At 51.4% G+C, this 18,186-nt stretch carries 16 protein-coding genes; 10 read left to right on the forward strand and 6 right to left on the reverse strand.

The window, feature by feature from the left end; genetic code table 11:
- Positions 1 to 106: 106 nt before the first annotated feature.
- From aroA to ACWWFX_RS13105, 3 genes are all read right to left on the reverse strand, one after another.
- On the reverse strand, positions 107 to 1,390 hold the full coding sequence (gene aroA / locus ACWWFX_RS13095) for a 3-phosphoshikimate 1-carboxyvinyltransferase (protein WP_473223987.1): 1,284 nt from the start codon (positions 1,388 to 1,390) through the stop codon (positions 107 to 109).
- Positions 1,391 to 1,458: 68 nt separating this feature from the next.
- Positions 1,459 to 2,547, reverse strand: a complete 1,089-nt coding sequence (gene serC / locus ACWWFX_RS13100) for a 3-phosphoserine/phosphohydroxythreonine transaminase (protein WP_276217978.1) — start codon at positions 2,545 to 2,547, stop codon at positions 1,459 to 1,461.
- A gap of 189 nt (positions 2,548 to 2,736) precedes the next feature.
- Entirely contained in the window at positions 2,737 to 3,429 is a 693-nt protein-coding gene (locus ACWWFX_RS13105) for a DUF421 domain-containing protein (RefSeq protein ID WP_473223988.1), read from the reverse strand.
- 138 nt (positions 3,430 to 3,567) lie between these two features.
- Between ACWWFX_RS13105 and ycaO the strand changes: the two genes are divergently transcribed.
- The 4 genes from ycaO to pflA all read left to right on the forward strand — a co-directional run bounded on the left by ycaO (position 3,568) and on the right by pflA (position 9,879).
- Positions 3,568 to 5,334, forward strand: a complete 1,767-nt coding sequence (gene ycaO, locus ACWWFX_RS13110; protein ID WP_276217982.1) for a 30S ribosomal protein S12 methylthiotransferase accessory factor YcaO — start codon at positions 3,568 to 3,570, stop codon at positions 5,332 to 5,334.
- 400 nt (positions 5,335 to 5,734) lie between these two features.
- Complete coding sequence (gene focA / locus ACWWFX_RS13115) at positions 5,735 to 6,592, forward strand: formate transporter FocA (protein WP_041686279.1); 858 nt, start codon at positions 5,735 to 5,737, stop codon at positions 6,590 to 6,592.
- A 56-nt stretch (positions 6,593 to 6,648) separates the two neighbouring features.
- On the forward strand, positions 6,649 to 8,931 hold the full coding sequence (gene pflB, locus ACWWFX_RS13120) for a formate C-acetyltransferase (RefSeq protein WP_276217985.1): 2,283 nt from the start codon (positions 6,649 to 6,651) through the stop codon (positions 8,929 to 8,931).
- 207 nt (positions 8,932 to 9,138) lie between these two features.
- Positions 9,139 to 9,879, forward strand: coding sequence for a pyruvate formate lyase 1-activating protein (pflA, locus tag ACWWFX_RS13125; protein ID WP_149461501.1), 741 nt, complete (start codon positions 9,139 to 9,141; stop codon positions 9,877 to 9,879).
- Between the two features lie 60 nt (positions 9,880 to 9,939).
- Here the strand turns inward: pflA and ACWWFX_RS13130 are convergent, their stop codons facing one another.
- Positions 9,940 to 10,788 (reverse strand): MurR/RpiR family transcriptional regulator, encoded by an 849-nt coding sequence (locus ACWWFX_RS13130; RefSeq protein WP_276217988.1) that lies wholly within the window; start codon positions 10,786 to 10,788, stop codon positions 9,940 to 9,942.
- Between the two features lie 121 nt (positions 10,789 to 10,909).
- Between ACWWFX_RS13130 and ACWWFX_RS13135 the strand changes: the two genes are divergently transcribed.
- The 5 genes from ACWWFX_RS13135 to ACWWFX_RS13155 are packed head-to-tail and all read left to right on the forward strand — an operon-like array spanning position 10,910 to position 14,704.
- The gene (locus tag ACWWFX_RS13135; RefSeq protein WP_276217990.1) at positions 10,910 to 11,185 is read left to right on the forward strand and encodes a PTS sugar transporter subunit IIB; all 276 of its coding nucleotides are present in this window, start codon (positions 10,910 to 10,912) and stop codon (positions 11,183 to 11,185) included.
- A gap of 17 nt (positions 11,186 to 11,202) precedes the next feature.
- Entirely contained in the window at positions 11,203 to 12,468 is a 1,266-nt protein-coding gene (locus ACWWFX_RS13140; protein WP_473223989.1) for a PTS ascorbate transporter subunit IIC, read from the forward strand.
- Between the two features lie 10 nt (positions 12,469 to 12,478).
- The gene (locus ACWWFX_RS13145) at positions 12,479 to 13,276 is read left to right on the forward strand and encodes a transketolase (RefSeq protein ID WP_276217994.1); all 798 of its coding nucleotides are present in this window, start codon (positions 12,479 to 12,481) and stop codon (positions 13,274 to 13,276) included.
- A complete protein-coding gene (locus ACWWFX_RS13150) occupies positions 13,276 to 14,187 on the forward strand; it encodes a transketolase family protein (protein WP_473223990.1) in 912 nt (303 codons plus the stop codon). The genes ACWWFX_RS13145 and ACWWFX_RS13150 overlap by 1 nt, the downstream gene beginning before the upstream one ends.
- Before the next feature lie 52 nt (positions 14,188 to 14,239).
- Positions 14,240 to 14,704: a PTS sugar transporter subunit IIA gene (locus ACWWFX_RS13155; protein WP_276217998.1), complete on the forward strand. Its 465-nt coding sequence runs from the start codon at positions 14,240 to 14,242 to the stop codon at positions 14,702 to 14,704.
- A gap of 66 nt (positions 14,705 to 14,770) precedes the next feature.
- Here ACWWFX_RS13155 and ACWWFX_RS13160 read toward each other — a convergent pair whose 3' ends face one another.
- Positions 14,771 to 15,670, reverse strand: coding sequence for a LysR family transcriptional regulator (locus ACWWFX_RS13160; RefSeq protein ID WP_473223991.1), 900 nt, complete (start codon positions 15,668 to 15,670; stop codon positions 14,771 to 14,773).
- A gap of 88 nt (positions 15,671 to 15,758) precedes the next feature.
- On the opposite strand from ACWWFX_RS13160, the gene ACWWFX_RS13165 reads away from it, so the two are divergent.
- On the forward strand, positions 15,759 to 16,832 hold the full coding sequence (locus ACWWFX_RS13165) for a linear amide C-N hydrolase (RefSeq protein WP_473223992.1): 1,074 nt from the start codon (positions 15,759 to 15,761) through the stop codon (positions 16,830 to 16,832).
- Between the two features lie 51 nt (positions 16,833 to 16,883).
- Here the strand turns inward: ACWWFX_RS13165 and ACWWFX_RS13170 are convergent, their stop codons facing one another.
- Complete coding sequence (locus ACWWFX_RS13170) at positions 16,884 to 18,032, reverse strand: MFS transporter (protein WP_473223993.1); 1,149 nt, start codon at positions 18,030 to 18,032, stop codon at positions 16,884 to 16,886.
- Positions 18,033 to 18,186 lie beyond the last annotated feature (154 nt).

Genomic DNA, 18,186 nt, shown 5'->3' on the forward strand with positions numbered 1-18,186 from the left:
TATCAATAAGTTAACAAAGCAATCAAGATTATCACTATGAGGAATGCGCAGAAAGTCCGAAAAAAAACGCCGACACAAGGTCGGCGTTTTTAGATCACGATTTCAATTAAGCCAACGTACTAATACGCGCCAGCTGTTCGAAGTAATCCGGGAAGGTCTTCGCCGTACATTTAGGGTCAAGGATAGTTACCGGCGTGTCAGACAGCGCCACCAGCGAGAAGCACATCGCCATACGGTGATCGTTGTAGGTGCCAATTTCGGCAAACTGCAATTTTGTCGGCGGCGTGACGCGAATGTAATCTTCGCCCTCTTCCACTTCGGCGCCCACTTTGCGCAGCTCTGTCGCCATCGCAAACAGACGGTCGGTCTCTTTTACGCGCCAGTTATAGATGTTACGCAGCGTAGTGGTGCCTTTGGCAAACAACGCTGCGGTGGCGATAGTCATCGCTGCATCGGGAATATGGTTCATATCCATATCAATGGCATTCAGTTCGCCACGGGTACAGGCGATGTAGTCATCACCCCAGGTAATCGTTGCGCCCATTTTTTCCAGCACATCGGCAAAGCGAATATCGCCCTGCACGCTGTTACGCCCAATCCCGGTCACCTTCACGGTCCCGCCGCGGATTGCTCCCGCCGCCAGGAAATAGGACGCAGACGAGGCATCGCCTTCCACCAGATACTGGCCCGGAGACTGATACTGCTGACCGCCACGCACGACAAAGCGCTGATAGTTTTGGTTTTCCACCTCAACACCAAACGTTTTCATCAGGTGCAGGGTGATGTCGATATACGGTTTAGAAACCAGATCGCCTTTGATGGTGATGGTGGTGTCATTTGGTGCCAGCGGCGCGGTCATCAGCAGTGCTGTCAGGAACTGGCTGGAAACGGTACCGTCAACCTCAACGCTGCCGCCGCTAAAGCCGCCCTGCAAACGCAGCGGTGGATAATTTTCCTGCTCGAGATACGTGATTTGCGCCCCGCCCTGACGCAGCGCGTCAACCAGATGGCCAATCGGACGCTCTTTCATGCGCGGTTCGCCGGTCAGCACGATATCGTTGCGACCCAGACAAAGTGCAGCCGCCAGAGGACGCATCGCCGTGCCCGCATTCCCGAGGAACAATTCCAGTGATTCATTGGCCTGCAACGGGCCTGCGTTACCCGTGACTTCACAACGGGTGCGATCGGCAGACAAGGTGTAATGAATTCCCAGCGCACTCAGCGCATTCAGCATGTGGCGAACATCGTCGCTGTCCAGCAGATTAGTCAGGACAGTGGTGCCGCGTGCTAAAGCTGCCAGCAGCAAGGCGCGGTTAGAGACACTTTTTGAACCAGGCAGGTTAATGGTGCCATCAACACGCGCAATGGGTTGTAACGTCAGGGATTCCATGAAACTCAACTCTCAAAATCGACAATAAAAACCCCCGCAGAATACTGCGGGGGATGAAAACGAAAAAATTAACCGTGGCGACGTTCGAAGTCCTGCATGAAATCGGTCAATGCCTGAACGCCCGCCAGCGGCATCGCGTTATAGATTGACGCGCGCATCCCGCCAACGACGCGGTGGCCTTTCAGTGAATGCAGACCCGCCGCGAAGGACTCTTCAAGGAAGACTTTATCCAGTGCGCTGTCCGCCAGCTGGAACGGAATGTTCATGCGAGAACGGTTAGACGCCGCAACATCGTTACGATAGAAATCGCTGTTGTCGATAACGCCATACAGCAGTTCAGCTTTCTGCTGGTTGACGCGATCCATCGCCGCCACGCCGCCCTGCTCTTTCAGCCATTTGAAGACCAGACCCGCCAGATACCAGGCGAAGGTCGGCGGCGTGTTGAACATGGAATCATTTTCGTTCAGCACGGAGTAATCCAGAATCGACGGGCAGGCAATGTTGGCTTTGCCAAGCAGATCTTCACGCACAATCACCAGCGTCAGGCCGGCCGGGCCGATGTTTTTCTGCGCGCCAGCGTAAATCACGCCAAAGCGGCTGACATCAATCGGGCGGGAAAGGATGGTAGAGGAGAAGTCAGCTGCAACGACCACGTCTTTACCGAAATTCGGGGTTTCATCGATAGCGATGCCATCAATGGTTTCATTCGGGCAATAGTGCAGATACGCAGCATTGTCAGAAAGCTGCCATTCGCTCATCGGCGTCACGGCACGCTTGCCGTCAACGGTGATTTTGGCGTCAATCACGTTCGGCGTGCAGTATTTCTTCGCTTCCTTTACTGCGCTGGCTGCCCAGTAACCCGCGTCAACATAGTCTGCGGTGGTTTTATCACCCAAAATGTTCAGCGGCACGCCAGCGAACTGGCCGCGACCGCCGCCATGGCAAAACAACACTTTATAGTTGGAAGGGATATTGAGCAGGTCACGAAAATCCTTTTCTGCTTCTTCCGCCACGTGGATAAACTCTTTCCCACGGTGGCTAACTTCCATTACTGATGTACCCAATCCGTTCCAGTCGCGTAATTCGTTTTGCGCCTGTTTAAGGACATCTGCCGGTAGCATTGCCGGACCTGAACTGAAATTAAAGACCTGAGCCATTTCCCCTCACCACGTTGCAATGTTGTCTACCCGTGTGCGTTCACCCGGGTATAAGTTATTCCTGTGGATATCGGTTTTATCATTCAGTGACACTCGCCGCAATGGGTAATACTGAGCGGTCAGAAAATGTGTCATAAGTCACACAACAGAATCTTCCGCATTGACGAGTGAAAATGGAGAAATCCGCTATCAGGTGACGCGTTTCGCGGTGCTGGCCTTCGACCATTCTGGATTTGCGCAGCGGGGACATAATTGATGTTCCCCGGCATTAAAGTGAAAAATCGCGCTGCACCGAACGCAGGCGTAGTCCGCTGCCTCGGGAACCGTGGTAAAGCGCGAGACACAGCTCGACGGTAAAATCACCATACCGGCTTTTACGTCATCATCGGGATAGTAATAGAGGCTGATTTGCCCATTCGTTTCCATAATGGCCAGCCGCACCTGCCCGAGTTGCTCGACGCCGCCCAGCCGCAGTTCCATGAAAAACTCAAACTCAGTCATGTTCTCAGACTGCAAACGTTCCCACGCCAGCTCACCCTCTTCCACTACAATGACCGGTTTCCCCTCCAGCAAATCTTCCAGTTTTTCGCTACGCGACATCAGCCACATCACCAACCGATAAAGGGCAGCCAGAGTGATAAACACCACCAGCACCGGCAGCATCGGCACATCGTCATAAAATGCCACATCGCCTGCGGCGGAACCCAGCGTCAGGATGATGAGCACTTCAAACAGCGACATCTGGCGGACACCACGCCGGCCAGTGATTTTCAGGAACAGGAAAACCAGTATAAAGGTATAGAGCGAACGCAGCGCCACTTCGCCGAGGAAGTCCAGCGGGACTTTATCCAGCGCCATGCGGTGTAGATCGAACGATTTCATTTTTATACCTGCAAAGATGCCATTGCCGTTAATCATAGACCAGCGCATTTAATTTATTATCGTTATCAATCGCGATAGCTACATTCATCCAAACCCCGTATCATTGCGCGCTTTCCGTACGATAAAAATGAGACCGTCATGACGCAAACCTATATCCCCGGCAAAGATGCCGCACTGGAAGATTCCATCGCTCGCTTCCAGCAAAAACTGCTCGACCTGGGCTTTGACATCGAAGAGGCCTCCTGGCTGAACCCGGTGCCGAACGTCTGGTCGGTACATATCCGCGACAAAGCGTGCTCGCTGTGCTTTACCAACGGTAAAGGCGCAACCAAAAAAGCCGCGCTGGCGTCTGCGTTAGGGGAATATTTCGAGCGCCTGTCAACCAACTACTTCTTCGCCGATTTCTGGCTGGGTGAGAAAATCGCTAACGGTCCATTCGTGCATTATCCGAACGAAAAATGGTTCCCGATCCCGGAAGATGACGAACTGCCGGAAGGCCTGCTCGATACGCGTCTGCGAGCGTTCTACGATCCTGACGATCAGTTGACCGGCAGCCTGATGGTCGATCTGCAATCGGGCAATACCGATCGCGGTGTATGTGGCCTGCCGTTTACGCGCCAGTCTGACGGTGAAACCATTTATATCCCGATGAACATCGTCGGCAACCTGTACGTTTCTAACGGTATGTCTGCGGGCAACACCGCTAACGAAGCCCGCGTACAGGGGTTGTCCGAAGTGTTCGAACGCCATATCAAAAACCGTATTATTGCTGAAAGCATCAGTCTGCCAGAGATCCCGAAAGAAGTGATGGCGCGCTATCCCGGCGTCGTGGCGTCTATTGAGAAACTGGAAGCGGAAGGTTTCCCTATCTTCGCCTATGACGGCTCTTTAGGCGGTAAATATCCGGTTATCTGCGTTGTGCTGTTCAACCCGGCAAACGGCACCTGCTTTGCCTCCTTCGGCGCGCACCCGGACTTTGGCGTCGCGCTGGAACGTACCGTTACGGAACTGCTTCAGGGCCGTGGTCTGAAAGATCTGGACGTGTTCACGCCGCCAACCTTTGATGATGAAGAAGTCGCAGAGCATGCCAACCTGGAAACCCACTTCATCGATTCCAGCGGTTTGATCTCCTGGGATCTCTTTAAGCAGGATGCCGACTATCCGTTTGTGGACTGGAATTTCTCCGGCACTACTGAAGAAGAGTTCGCGACCCTGATGGCGATTTTCCACGCGGAAGATAAAGAAGTGTACATCGCGGATTACGAGCATTTAGGCGTGTACGCCTGCCGTATCCTGGTGCCGGGAATGTCTGATATCTATCCGGCGGAAGATTTGTGGCTGGCGAACAATAATATGGGTAGCCATCTGCGCGAGACGATTCTGACCCTGCCAAACAGTGAATGGGAAAAAGAAGAGTACCTGAATCTGATCGAACAGCTTGATGAAGAAGGTCTGGACGATTTCACCCGCGTGCGTGAACTGCTGGGCCTGGCAACAGGCAAAGACAACGGTTGGTATACGCTGCGCGTTGGTGAGTTGAAAGCGATGCTCGCGCTGGCCGGTGGCGATCTGGAACAGGCGCTGATCTGGACCGAATGGACAATGGAATTCAACGCGTCAATCTTTAGTGCCGAGCGTGCGAATTATTACCGTTGCCTGCAAACCTTATTACTGCTGTCTCAGGAAGAAGAACGCCAGCCGCTGCAATACCTGAACGCGTTTATACGTATGTACGGTGCTGAAGCCGTAGAAGCTGCCAGCGCCGCGCTGAGCGGCGAAGCGCCGTTCTACGGTTTGCAGGCCGTTGACAACGACCTGGCGGCCTTCCCGGCGCACCAGTCGCTGTTGGCAGCCTATGAAAAATTGCAGTGTGCAAAAGCTGCGTTTTGGTCAAAGCAGGGCTAAAAAGACCGGAGAATAAGTAGGTTTAAAGATTAGTCTACGCTATATTATGGGGCCGTTTAACGGCCCTTTTTTTATTTCTAAAATGCCGTAAATTAATTTGTGATAATTACGTTACGTACAAGTAAACACTATTATTGGTAGCTTACCAATAATGTTAATTTAAATGATCATTACTCCATTTTAATTAACTGGCAAAACGGGAGGGTGACGAAAAAAATCAACTGATATTGCAAACTTTAAAATTTATTTTTACTTTGATAATCAAAAAGTTATGCCGCTTTCGATGAAAAACCATTCGATTTGCGGGCCTATAAGCCAGGCGAGATATGATCTACATCAAATTCTCATCTATAATGCTTTGTTAGTATCTCGTCGCCGACTTAATAAAGAGAGAGTTAGTGTGAAAGCTGACAACCCTTTTGATCTACTTGTTCCTGCCGCTATGGCCAAAGTTGCCGAAGAAGCAGGTGTCTATAAAGCAACGAAGCATCCGCTGAAAACCTTTTATCTGGCGATTACTGCGGGCGTGTTCATCTCGATTGCTTTTGTTTTCTACATTACTGCCACCACAGGAACCGCGGGCATGCCTTTTGGCGTCGCGAAACTGATTGGGGGTATCTGCTTCTCACTGGGCTTGATTCTCTGCGTCATTTGCGGGGCCGACCTCTTCACTTCCACGGTACTGATCGTTGTGGCGAAAGCCAGCGGTCGCATCACATGGGGTCAACTGGCGAAAAACTGGTTGAACGTCTATGTTGGTAACCTGGTAGGATGTCTGCTCTTTGTTCTGCTGATGTGGCTTTCCGGCGAGTACATGACCGCTAACGGTGGCTGGGGCATGAATGTCCTGCAAACCGCTGACCACAAAATGCACCACACATTTATCGAAGCCGTTGCACTCGGCATCCTGGCTAACCTGATGGTTTGTCTGGCTGTCTGGATGAGCTACTCTGGCCGCAGCCTGATGGACAAAGCCATGATTATGGTTCTTCCGGTTGCCATGTTCGTCGCCAGCGGCTTTGAGCACAGTATTGCAAACATGTTTATGATCCCAATGGGGATTGTGATTCGCAACTTTGCAAGCCCGGAGTTCTGGACCGCAGTTGGTTCAACCCCGGATAGTTTTTCTCACCTGACTATCATGAACTTCATCACTGATAACCTCATTCCGGTGACTATCGGGAATATCATTGGCGGAGGCCTGTTAGTTGGGCTGACATACTGGGTCATTTACCTGCGTGAAGGCGACCATCACTAAAGTGAGCGTTGTGTCAGGCAGTAAATAAAAAATCCACATAAGAAGGTAGGTGTTACATGTCCGAGCTTAATGAAAAGTTAGCCACAGCCTGGGAAGGTTTTACTAAAGGTGACTGGCAGAATGAAGTCAACTTACGTGACTTCATCCAGAAAAACTACACTCCATACGAGGGTGACGAGTCCTTCCTGGCAGGTGCTACTAAAGCAACTACCGAGCTGTGGGACAAAGTAATGGAAGGTGTTAAACAGGAAAACCGCACTCACGCGCCTGTTGACTTCGACACCGCTGTTGCTTCTACCATCACCTCCCACGACGCGGGCTACATCAACAAGTCGCTGGAAAAAATCGTTGGTCTGCAGACTGAAGCTCCGCTGAAACGCGCGCTGATTCCGTTTGGCGGCATCAAAATGATCGAGAACTCCTGCAAAGCGTACAACCGCGAAATGGATCCTCAGATCAAAAAAATCTTCACCGAATACCGTAAAACCCACAACCAGGGCGTTTTTGATGTTTACACCAAAGACATCCTGAACTGCCGTAAATCTGGCGTTCTGACCGGTCTGCCAGATGCATACGGTCGTGGTCGTATCATCGGTGACTACCGTCGTATCGCGGTATACGGTATCGACTTCCTGATGAAAGACAAATACGCACAGTTCCTGTCACTGCAATCTGACATGGAAAACGGCGTAAACCTGGAAGCGACCATCCGTCTGCGTGAAGAAATTGCTGAACAGCACCGCGCACTGGGTCAGATCAAAGAAATGGCTGCTAAATATGGCTGCGATATCTCTGGTCCTGCTACCAACGCTCAGGAAGCTATTCAGTGGACTTACTTCGGCTACCTGGCCGCGGTTAAATCCCAGAACGGCGCTGCAATGTCCTTCGGTCGTACCTCCAGCTTCCTGGATATCTACATCGAACGTGACCTGAAAGCAGGCAAAATCACTGAACAAGAAGCTCAGGAAATGATTGACCACCTGGTCATGAAACTGCGTATGGTTCGCTTCCTGCGTACTCCTGAATATGATGAACTGTTCTCCGGTGACCCGATTTGGGCAACTGAATCCGTCGGTGGTATGGGCGTTGATGGCCGTACCCTGGTGACCAAAAACAGCTTCCGTTTCCTGAACACCCTGTACACCATGGGCCCGTCTCCGGAACCGAACATCACTATCCTGTGGTCTGAAAAACTGCCGCTGGCGTTCAAAAAATACGCTGCGAAAGTGTCCATCGATACCTCTTCTCTGCAGTATGAGAACGATGACCTGATGCGTCCAGACTTCAACAACGATGACTATGCTATCGCTTGCTGCGTAAGCCCGATGATCGTTGGTAAACAAATGCAGTTCTTCGGTGCGCGTGCTAACCTGGCGAAAACCATGCTGTACGCAATCAACGGCGGCGTTGATGAAAAACTGAAAATGCAGGTTGGTCCGAAATCTGAACCAATCAAAGGCGATGTGCTGAACTACGACGAAGTTATCGACCGTATGGATCACTTCATGGATTGGCTGGCTAAACAGTACGTCACCGCACTGAACGTCATCCACTACATGCATGACAAATACAGCTACGAAGCTTCTCTGATGGCGCTGCACGACCGTGACGTTATCCGTACCATGGCTTGCGGTATCGCAGGTCTGTCCGTAGCGGCTGACTCCCTGTCTGCAATCAAATATGCGAAAGTTAAACCGATTCGTGACGAAGACGGTCTGGCTATCGACTTCGAAATCGAAGGCGAATACCCGCAGTTTGGTAACAACGACTCTCGCGTCGATGACATGGCTGTTGACCTGGTAGAACGTTTCATGAAAAAAATTCAGAAACTGACTACTTACCGCAACGCTATCCCGACTCAGTCCGTTCTGACCATCACTTCCAACGTTGTGTATGGTAAGAAAACCGGTAACACCCCAGACGGTCGTCGCGCAGGCGCTCCGTTCGGACCAGGTGCTAACCCGATGCACGGCCGTGACCAGAAAGGTGCTGTTGCCTCTCTGACCTCCGTTGCAAAACTGCCGTTTGCTTACGCTAAAGATGGTATCTCTTACACCTTCTCTATCGTTCCGAACGCACTGGGTAAAGACGACGACGTTCGTAAAACCAACCTCGCAGGCCTGATGGATGGTTACTTCCACCATGAAGCGTCTATCGAAGGCGGTCAGCACCTGAACGTTAACGTTATGAACCGCGAAATGCTGCTCGACGCGATGGAACACCCGGAAAAATATCCGCAGCTGACCATCCGCGTATCTGGCTACGCAGTACGTTTTAACTCCCTGACTAAAGAACAGCAGCAGGACGTTATTACTCGTACCTTCACTCAGTCCATGTAATGGATTTGACTGAAATCGCGATTTAAAAAGCGTACAATAAAGGCTCCACGCAAGTGGGGCCTTTCTTATAAGTGCCCCACTCTCTCCGAGCCTATTTTGCGGGTTAATCTCTATAATGAAATTAACGTGCAAAATAAACTCAAGACGGCCTGAAGTCATGATCGTCACCCCTGCCGGACGCGGGGAAAAACTGGAGATAACACTGCAATGTCTGTAACTGGTCGCATTCACTCCTTTGAATCCTGTGGCACCGTTGATGGCCCAGGTATCCGTTTTATCACCTTCTTCCAGGGCTGCCTGATGCGCTGCCTCTATTGCCATAACCGCGACACGTGGGATACGCACGGCGGCAAAGAAGTCACCGTTGAAGAACTTATGAAAGAGGTGGTGACCTATCGCCACTTTATGAACGCGTCCGGCGGCGGTGTGACCGCATCCGGCGGCGAAGCCATTCTTCAGGCAGAGTTCGTGCGTGACTGGTTCCGTGCCTGTAAGAAAGAAGGCATCCACACCTGTCTGGATACCAATGGTTTTGTGCGTCGCTACGATCCGGTCATCGATGAACTGCTGGAAGTTACCGATCTGGTGATGCTCGATCTCAAACAGATGAACGATGAAATTCACCAGAATCTGGTTGGCGTCTCTAACCATCGCACGCTGGAATTTGCGCAGTATCTGTCGAAAAAAGAGATCAACGTCTGGATCCGTTACGTGGTGGTTCCAGGCTGGTCAGACGATGACGATTCCGCGCACCGTCTGGGCGAATTTACCCGAGATATGGGCAACGTCGAAAAAATCGAACTGCTGCCGTATCACGAACTGGGTAAACATAAATGGGTTGCGATGGGCGAAGAATACAAACTGGATGGCGTCCATCCGCCGAAAAAAGAGACCATGGAACGCGTAAAAGGCATTCTGGAACAGTATGGTCATAAGGTGATGTACTAAAACCTTCAGCGTGGCAGATGCTATGCGGAATAATAATCCGCGAGATCTGCCATGCTTTCCCTACGACATAAAATATTCTGACAGCTTATTCGTCACGCTTTCAATTGAGAAAATGCGTTTCTGATGCGCTTTTCGGCACTGAACATAACGTTCGTCCTGCTCTTCCAGTGCACTGAGTATGCGATCTGCAACCATCATCGCGCCCGCAATTTCCGCAAAACCAGACTCCCCATCCCCCTGAAGCGCCACAGCAGCCTGTAAGTTCCAGTCTGAGAGGCGGTTCAATTGTGCAAACGATCCGCGCGTCAGCGACAATATTTTAATCCCCTGCTCTTTTGCCAGAGACAGCGCCTGCATCATATCGGTAGACGTTTGTTCGGTATGAATGACGATAATGCCCGTTTTCTGGTTATCGGCTAAAGGGGAGATGGCTGTTGGATAAGATCTGTCGATAAAACTCGCAATTTTTCCCATTTGCACCAAATGCATCTGAAGGAAAAGCGCCACCGGCACGGCGGTACCCACCGCATAAATGGCAATGTTCCCCAGCTGATTCAGCCATGATGCAACGGCTTGCAGCTCAAGACTGTCGATAATTGCATTGCTGTCACGAATACTGGCCAATACCGCAGACGTCTCATCATCGCCCCGTTCATCCGAACGGGCAGCGCCCTGCTCCAGCGCTAGTGCGGTTCTGAAGTCAGAGAATCCTTTGAATCCAAACGCTCGACAAAATCGGGTAATGCTCCCCTCGCTGGTATCTATGGAATCAGCCAGTTCGGTAATCGTGTGCCGCATCACAAAATCGGGATTTTCAGTAATAAAACGCCCGACCTTTTCGAGGATCGGACTTAGCCCGGATGCTTCATTTCGTATGTTTATCAACAAATTATTGTCTATCTGGCTCATTTTTCGCCTTTTTACACAAAATGCAAATGTTGTCACATATTTCGACCGGGATTGTGATAATAATTTTTATCGAATTAATGATGGTTAAAAATAATTATTTTCACAAACAGAAGGACATCTTATGAAAGGTCTTATCGTCTGTCGTACCGGCATGGGCAGCTCACTCATGCTCAAAATTAAAGCACAAAAAATCATCGATAAACACGGATGGGACATCGATCTCGAACACGATGTGCTTTCCGGGCTGGCAACCTGGCGAGGCATTGATTTTGTCATCACCATGCGCGATCTCACCGATGAAGTAGAAGCGGCCGGGTTCAGGGCTATCGGTATTACCGATTTGATGAACAGCGAAGAAATGGAATCTGCGCTCACCAGCGTCGTTCAGAACAACTAATCTCTCTCGGGGGAAATATGGATCTCCTAAAGTTCATTGTATTCGACATTCTGGGTGTAACCCCACTTTTAGTTGGTTTTATTGCATTAATCGGACTGCTTATCCAGCGTAAACCCATCGAAAAGGTCCTTTCTGGTACGTTTAAAACTATCGTGGGATTTCTGGTATTTGCTGGCGGTGCCGGGCTTGCGGTTACCTCGCTGGGAAACTTTCAGACGTTATTTAGCGATGGATTCGGCCTGAAAGGTGTTATGCCATTAGCGGAGGCATTAACTGGGCTTGCCCAAACCAAGTTCGCCATGTGCGTCTCGCTCATCATGGTCATTGGTTTTGGCTGGAACCTTTTATTCGCCCGCATAACTCCCTTTAAATACATATTCCTTACCGGGCAACATAACCTTTATCTCTCCGCCCTGCTCACCGTCACGCTTAAAGCGTTGGGCTACAGCGACATGACTACCATCATTGTTGGTTCCGTGCTTCTGGGACTCGCGGCCTGTCTCTATCCCGCCATCGCGCAGCCCTGGATGCGGAAGATCACCGGCAACGATGAAATTGCCATGGGCCATTACGTCACCCTGGCTTACGCTATCTCAGGCTGGATAGGTTCAAAAGTCGGCGATCCGAAACAATCGACAGAAAAACTAAATCTACCGGGCTGGCTGGGGATATTTAAAGACTATATTGTCTCCGTATCCATATCTGTCAGCATCTTCTACTACATCGCAGCGCTTGCTGCCGGTAAAGTTGCCGTCACCGCCGCGGCAGGTGGCATGCACTGGCTGGTTTATCCGCTGTACCAGTCGTTAACCTTTACCGCATCGCTATACATCATTATCACCGGTGTTCGCTTGCTGCTGTCCGAAATCGTCCCTGCATTCCTGGGCATTTCAGAGAAATTTATTCCCAATGCCAAGCCCGCGCTGGACTGCCCTGTAGTGTTTCCCTACGCCCCTACAGCAACCGTGCTGGGTTTCATCTCATCGTTTATCGGTGGATTAGTGGTTATGGGGTTCCTCGCCATCTTCGGCCAGACGGTCATTATCCCTGTCGCTATCCCCTATTTCTTTATTGGCGCGACCGCAGCGGTATTTGGTAACGCCTCTGGTGGCTGGAAAGGCGCAATTGTCGGCAGCTTTGTGACCGGAATATTGATAGGCGTTGGGCCAGCATTGATCTACCCGATCATGGAATCCGTAGGTTTATCAGGCACCAGCTTCCCGGAAACCGACTTTGTTGCCCTGGGTTTGGTGGTGTACTACATCGGCAAAATGCTGCCATAGGAAGGAAAAAATGAATATAGAGCAACTTCAGTCCCACGCACTCGCCGCACGTCGCGATATTGTCAGCATGATTTACGAATCCGGAATCGGACACCCAGGAGGAGCGCTATCGATTATCGATATCCTGACCTGGATTTATAACGAAGAGGTTGATTTAACCGCATCTCCCCGTGCTCGAGTGGTCATGAGTAAAGGCCATGCCGTGGCTGCACAATACGCCATGCTGCATCAGAAAGGAGTCATAGCACGCAGCGAATTTAAGACATTCAGACAAATTAATTCGCGCTTACAGGGCCACCCCAGCATCAAGGCGATGCCTGAGGTTGACGCTACCACGGGGCTGCTCGGACAGGGTTTGTCTATTGCCTTCGGTATGGCTGCCGCGAAGCGACAGCGGGGCGAAACCGAACGTGTGTTCGCCATTATCGGCGATGGCGAAATGCATGAAGGGCAAATCTGGGAGACCTTGCAGCAGGCTGGCCATGCGAAAATAGACAATCTGGTCGCCATCATCGATTACAACGGATTCTCCTCGCATGACCCGGTAAATCAGGTTGTCAATCTTGAACCACTGGCAGATAAAGTGCGCCATTTTGGCTGGCATGTTCTTGAACTTCAGAATGGCAACGATATGCATCAGGTTGCCAATACGCTGCGCTTATCTCGCTATCTGAAAGGTAAACCGGTCGCCATCATCGCAAATACCACCAAAGGCTGTGGTGTGAGCTATATGGAAAACAACGGCGACTGGCATTCCAAAACGCCGTCAACGGAGCAATATCATCAGGCAATGGAGGAATTGCAATAATGAAAGCCCCACGCGATGAAATTGGCAAAGCACTTATTGCCTTGAAAAATAAAGGTTATCCGATTGTCGCTATTGATAGCGATCTCGCGAGCTCAACGAGAACCGATCAATTCCAGGCCGCCTATCCGGCATCCTTTTTTGAAATGGGGATCGCCGAAGGTTCCGCGATGAGTTTTGCCATTGGGCAGGCAGTCGAAGGCAATATTCCCTTCTACGTGAACTTTGCCATGTTCGTTACCGGAACAGCCTGGACTCAGCTACGCCAGGCCTGCTACGCCAAAGCCAATATCAAACTGGTTGGCAGCCATCCGGGCATGGACGATGGCCCTGATGGCGCCTCACACCACGCTCTCGAAGATCTGGCTCTGACTCGCGTTCTGCCTGGGTTGACGATCCTTACCCCTGCCGACGCCGACGAAATAGAAGACGCTTTCGAACAGGCGGTAAAAATCCACGGGCCTGTTTACATCCGCGTGGCGCGTGAGCCTATGCCAATACGCGATAAATCCGTTATTCCGCGCGTTACCGATATCGCGGCTATTGCAGAGAATGGCAACGACTTTGCCATTCTCTTTGAAGGCACCGTAATGGAACAAGCAATGGAGGGTTACGAAAAGCTCGTGGCCGCTGGTAAGCAAGGCAAGCTCATCCATGTTGCCAAACTTAAGCCGTTTAATCACGACGCTTTTTACGCCTTGATTGAGGGCTGCCCTTCGCTCGTCACCATCGAGAATCATACGGTCAACGGAGGTCTGGGCGGACAAATTGCGGAAGCCATGACGCAAAGAGGCATTCCAGCAAAACTGTGCCGTTTGGGTACCCAGGATACGTTCACGGAGTCAGGAAATAGCCGCGAGCTAAAAACGAAGTATGGGATCTCTGGCGCTGCTATTTATCACGCACTGAGTTAGTCACATCACGGGCTGCTCAACGCCAGGAGCAGCCCGCTCTTACGAGGTTATTATGGATAATCCTTTATTCAGCGCTTATCAGTATATAAACCATAGTATTGACTGGAAACACGCCATCGAAATGGCTTGTCTCCCGCTAGAACAACAAGGGAAAGTAACCACCGGTTATGCTGGCGCTATCATTCAGGCTACAGAGGAAAACGGCCCGTGGTATATTCTGAGCCCTGAATTCGCCCTTCCCCACGCCCGCCCCGAAGAAGGCGTCCTCAGCCAGCAAAGTTGCTTATCCCTGCTATGTTGCAGCGAACGAATTGCATTTCCTGAACATCCAGATGTTCGGTTTATCGTTGTCCTCGCTGCCGCGAACAGTCAGCAGCATATCCTCATGATCCAGGGGTTAGTGAGCTGGCTGGATGAACACGATCGTTTACATCAGTTGAGTCACATTCGTCACCAGGATGAACTCTCGGAACTGGTTGCATCGGTGTCGAGGCTTGTTACTGGTTTGACAGCTTAATCCTGACGGTGCCCGGCGTGGGAAGCATCATCGATAATGTATGAACCGCTGACCATGCCGCCTGCTTTACTCACCTTCCTGCCAGACTTCATCAATCGCATTCAAAACCTGCTCCAGTTGATTAGGTTGTATCTGCCCTGGCTTCCACAGCGCGACGACCGGATGCGTTAACCCCTTATCGCCCGCTTCGGTCTCCTGGCGTTCGATGTTCTCCCACTCTTCCACCCCGAAATGACGCGGTAAAAAAGCCCAGCCGTCTCCGGCGGACAACCGTTTTTGCAGCAACGTGATTTCATTAACGCGAATGATACGGTCGGCAATTTGAATACGTTGTGCCAGCGCCTGCTGCAACGTACAGAACGGCACCAGCTGCGGGCTGGCGGCGAGGTGTAACATCGATACCGGCGAGACAGGGAAAAAGCCTTTTCGCGCCCAGACAGAAAGCGAAATTGCCCCCACCGCTCGCCACTTAAGATGATCGTTAACCGATCGATTGAGCGCCTGGTAAATACCAATATCCGCCTTTCCTTCATCCAGCCAACGCTCCGCCTGTTCACGTTCACACATCAGCAAATCGAGCGAAATATGTTGCTGTGCGAGAGTGCTTGCCAGGCTGAGTAAAAAATCACGCGGCGTGAAGGGGTCATAGCACAGCGTCAGTTGTGTCTTGAGCTGATCGGGCAGCTGCTTAGCAACCTGCGAAAAAGCCTGCGCTTCATGCAAGAACAATCGTGCCTGGCGATACAGACGTTTGCCGGAATCGGTCAGTTCAAGCGGACGCTTCGTGCGATCAAACAGGACATAACCTAAGTCTATTTCAAGATAATCAATAAGCTGACTTACCGTCGTTCTGTCTTTCTTCAGCTTTTTCGCCGCCTGCGTCAGGGTTCCGCACTCACAAACGCAGGCAAACGCTTCAATTTGCGCCAGAGAAAAATTAATCGGCTCCATAGGTTCCTTATCCATTTACGGGGGATTTTCCCCCGCTAAGTGATTTATTGCGCTGAGCATATTAACCCTAACATAGACGGGTGAACTTAACTGAGGAAGAAAAATGAAGAATCAAAAAATCTCCGCCGTCGCTTTAGGTCTGGTACTCACTGCAGGGGTAAGCGTCAGCGCCGATGCCTGTACCCGCGCATTTATGAACATGTTTCCGGGCTATATGGTCACCGCTCGCAACCTGGATTTCTTTGGCCCTGTCGATCCGTCACTGGTGATCACCCCAAAAGGCATCGCCCATAATGGCGGGGACAGCGCCAAAGCGGCGCACTGGACCACACGTTACGGCAGCGTCGTGGTCTATGCGGATGGTGTCTTTCCGATGGATGGCATGAATGAGGCCGGGCTGGCGGGACATACCCTGTTTTATATGAATGGCTCGCAGGTACAGCAGGATAATCAGGATAAGCCAGTGCTCGAAAGCCGAGCGTGGCTAAGCTATATCCTTGATAACTATGCAACAGTGAACGACGCCGTCGAGGGTATTCGCCATAACGTGCGTCTCGCGGCGGCTAAACTGCCGGTGGATTACGCCACGGACACAAAACATATTGCGATCGAAGATAAGAGTGGCGACTCTGCCATCATTGAAATTGATAACGGCAAAGTGAATATCTACCACGATAAAAATTACCGTGTGATGACCAACCCGCCTTCTTACGACAAACAGTTAGCGAATCTCGCGCGTTTCAGCCACGCGAAACGCGACGCTATTCCAACCGGGCTGGATGCCGACCAGCGTCTGGTGCGCGCCAGCTGGAACTTACAGAATCTTCCAAAACCGGAGAACAAGAACCAGGCCCAGGGATTTGTCCTGTCGGTCATCAATAACGTGGCCTACCCGATCGGTATTCCGGCGGAAAGTGACGAGCAAAAAGTCACCGATATGTACGCGAAATACAGTAAGAAACCGGAAAACAACAAAGGTATTGGCACCTACTGGACGACGATATCTGACCTCTCGCATCAGGAGTATCACTTTAAATCGACCTTTGCCGCCTCGCAGGTGTGGGTGGATTTAAAACAGATCAACTTCAGCGCCGGTCAGCCGGTGAAAAACATCAGCGGCCTTAATGACTATGCGCAGAAAGGCTGGGAAGGGAATATTCTGGCGCAGGCGAAATAATCGTAAAGCCCGATAAGATTTGAATTATCGGGCTTTCACTTTGAGTGCGGATCAGGCATGCGCCACCGGCGTCGGGTGATGCCCGGCTTTACGCAGCAGCATCAGCAGATACACAAACGATACGCAGGCGATCATCACAAACAGCAGGTTATCGGAATAATTCTGCATCAGCATTGCCGTCAGCGTCGGGCCGAGCAGGCTACCGATGGTGTAGCTCAGCAGCAGTGCCTGGTTCATCGACACCAGTTGATGATGTTCCACCTTTTCGCAGGCCCAGGCCATTGCCACCGGATATAACGTGAACCCGGAAGCGCCAAGAACAAATAGTGCAGGTGCCATTGCCGCATTGCTCAGCATCGCCAGGCATCCAAGGATCACAACGAAGACCTGAACACGCAGGACTAACAGACGTCCATAGCGATCCGCCAGGCGGCCAACCGGCCACTGACCCACGATACCTGCACTGACCATCACCGCCATCCAGAAACCGATGCCGGAATCGCTCACGCCCTGGTGGTTCAGATAGAGCGGCATCAGGCCATAAAGCGATCCCAGTACAATCCCGGAGATAATGCAGCCGTTTACGCCAAGGCGCGCCTGGCGAAGCGTGAACATCGACCACACGCGGGTTGATACATGCGTTTCATCCTGCTGATTGTTGATACGCGCGAACAGCATCGGCAAAATGGCGGCCAGTACCAGGCCCGTCATCACCGGTAAGACTGTCACCAGGTCAGTCGGCAGTTTACTGACCATTAGCTGGCCAAGCACCGTACCCACGTAATAGACCATCATGTACGCCGCCAGCAAACGCCCGCGATTACGTGAGGTGCCACTGCACATCAGCGCGCTTTCCACGACGACCCAAATCATGGCGCAACCCACGCCCGCGACAAAGCGCCAGAACATCCAGCTCCAGAACCCGACCATCATCCCTAATCCTACGCAGCCCACGGCAAAAATCGCGGAGGCAATGTAGTAGCTACGGTTAAATCCCATACGCTTAATTAAGCGCCCGGTCAGCAACGTCCCCACCAGGTTACCGGTGAAATAGGAGGAACCGACCATCCCGACCTGCCAGGTCGGCAAGTTTTCGTGGGCGAGCCAAAGCGGGACGAGCGTATTTAATACCGCGATCGCCAGAGTCAACAAAAGTAAGCCACAGAGCAACAGCTGCACCGGGCGAGTATAGGTGTTCATGGGTAAAAACCGTGAGGATGATCAGATTTCGAGCGCATCATGCCACGGCCATTATTAAAGTCAATCGCCCGTCTGACGGGGGCTGCGGGGAATATGGGGCGACGATTGATGTTTCTTATCCAGCGAAGCGGAAATAAATTCACGCCATCAATCA

Source organism: Pseudocitrobacter sp. 2023LY-00077, from assembly GCF_055796175.1.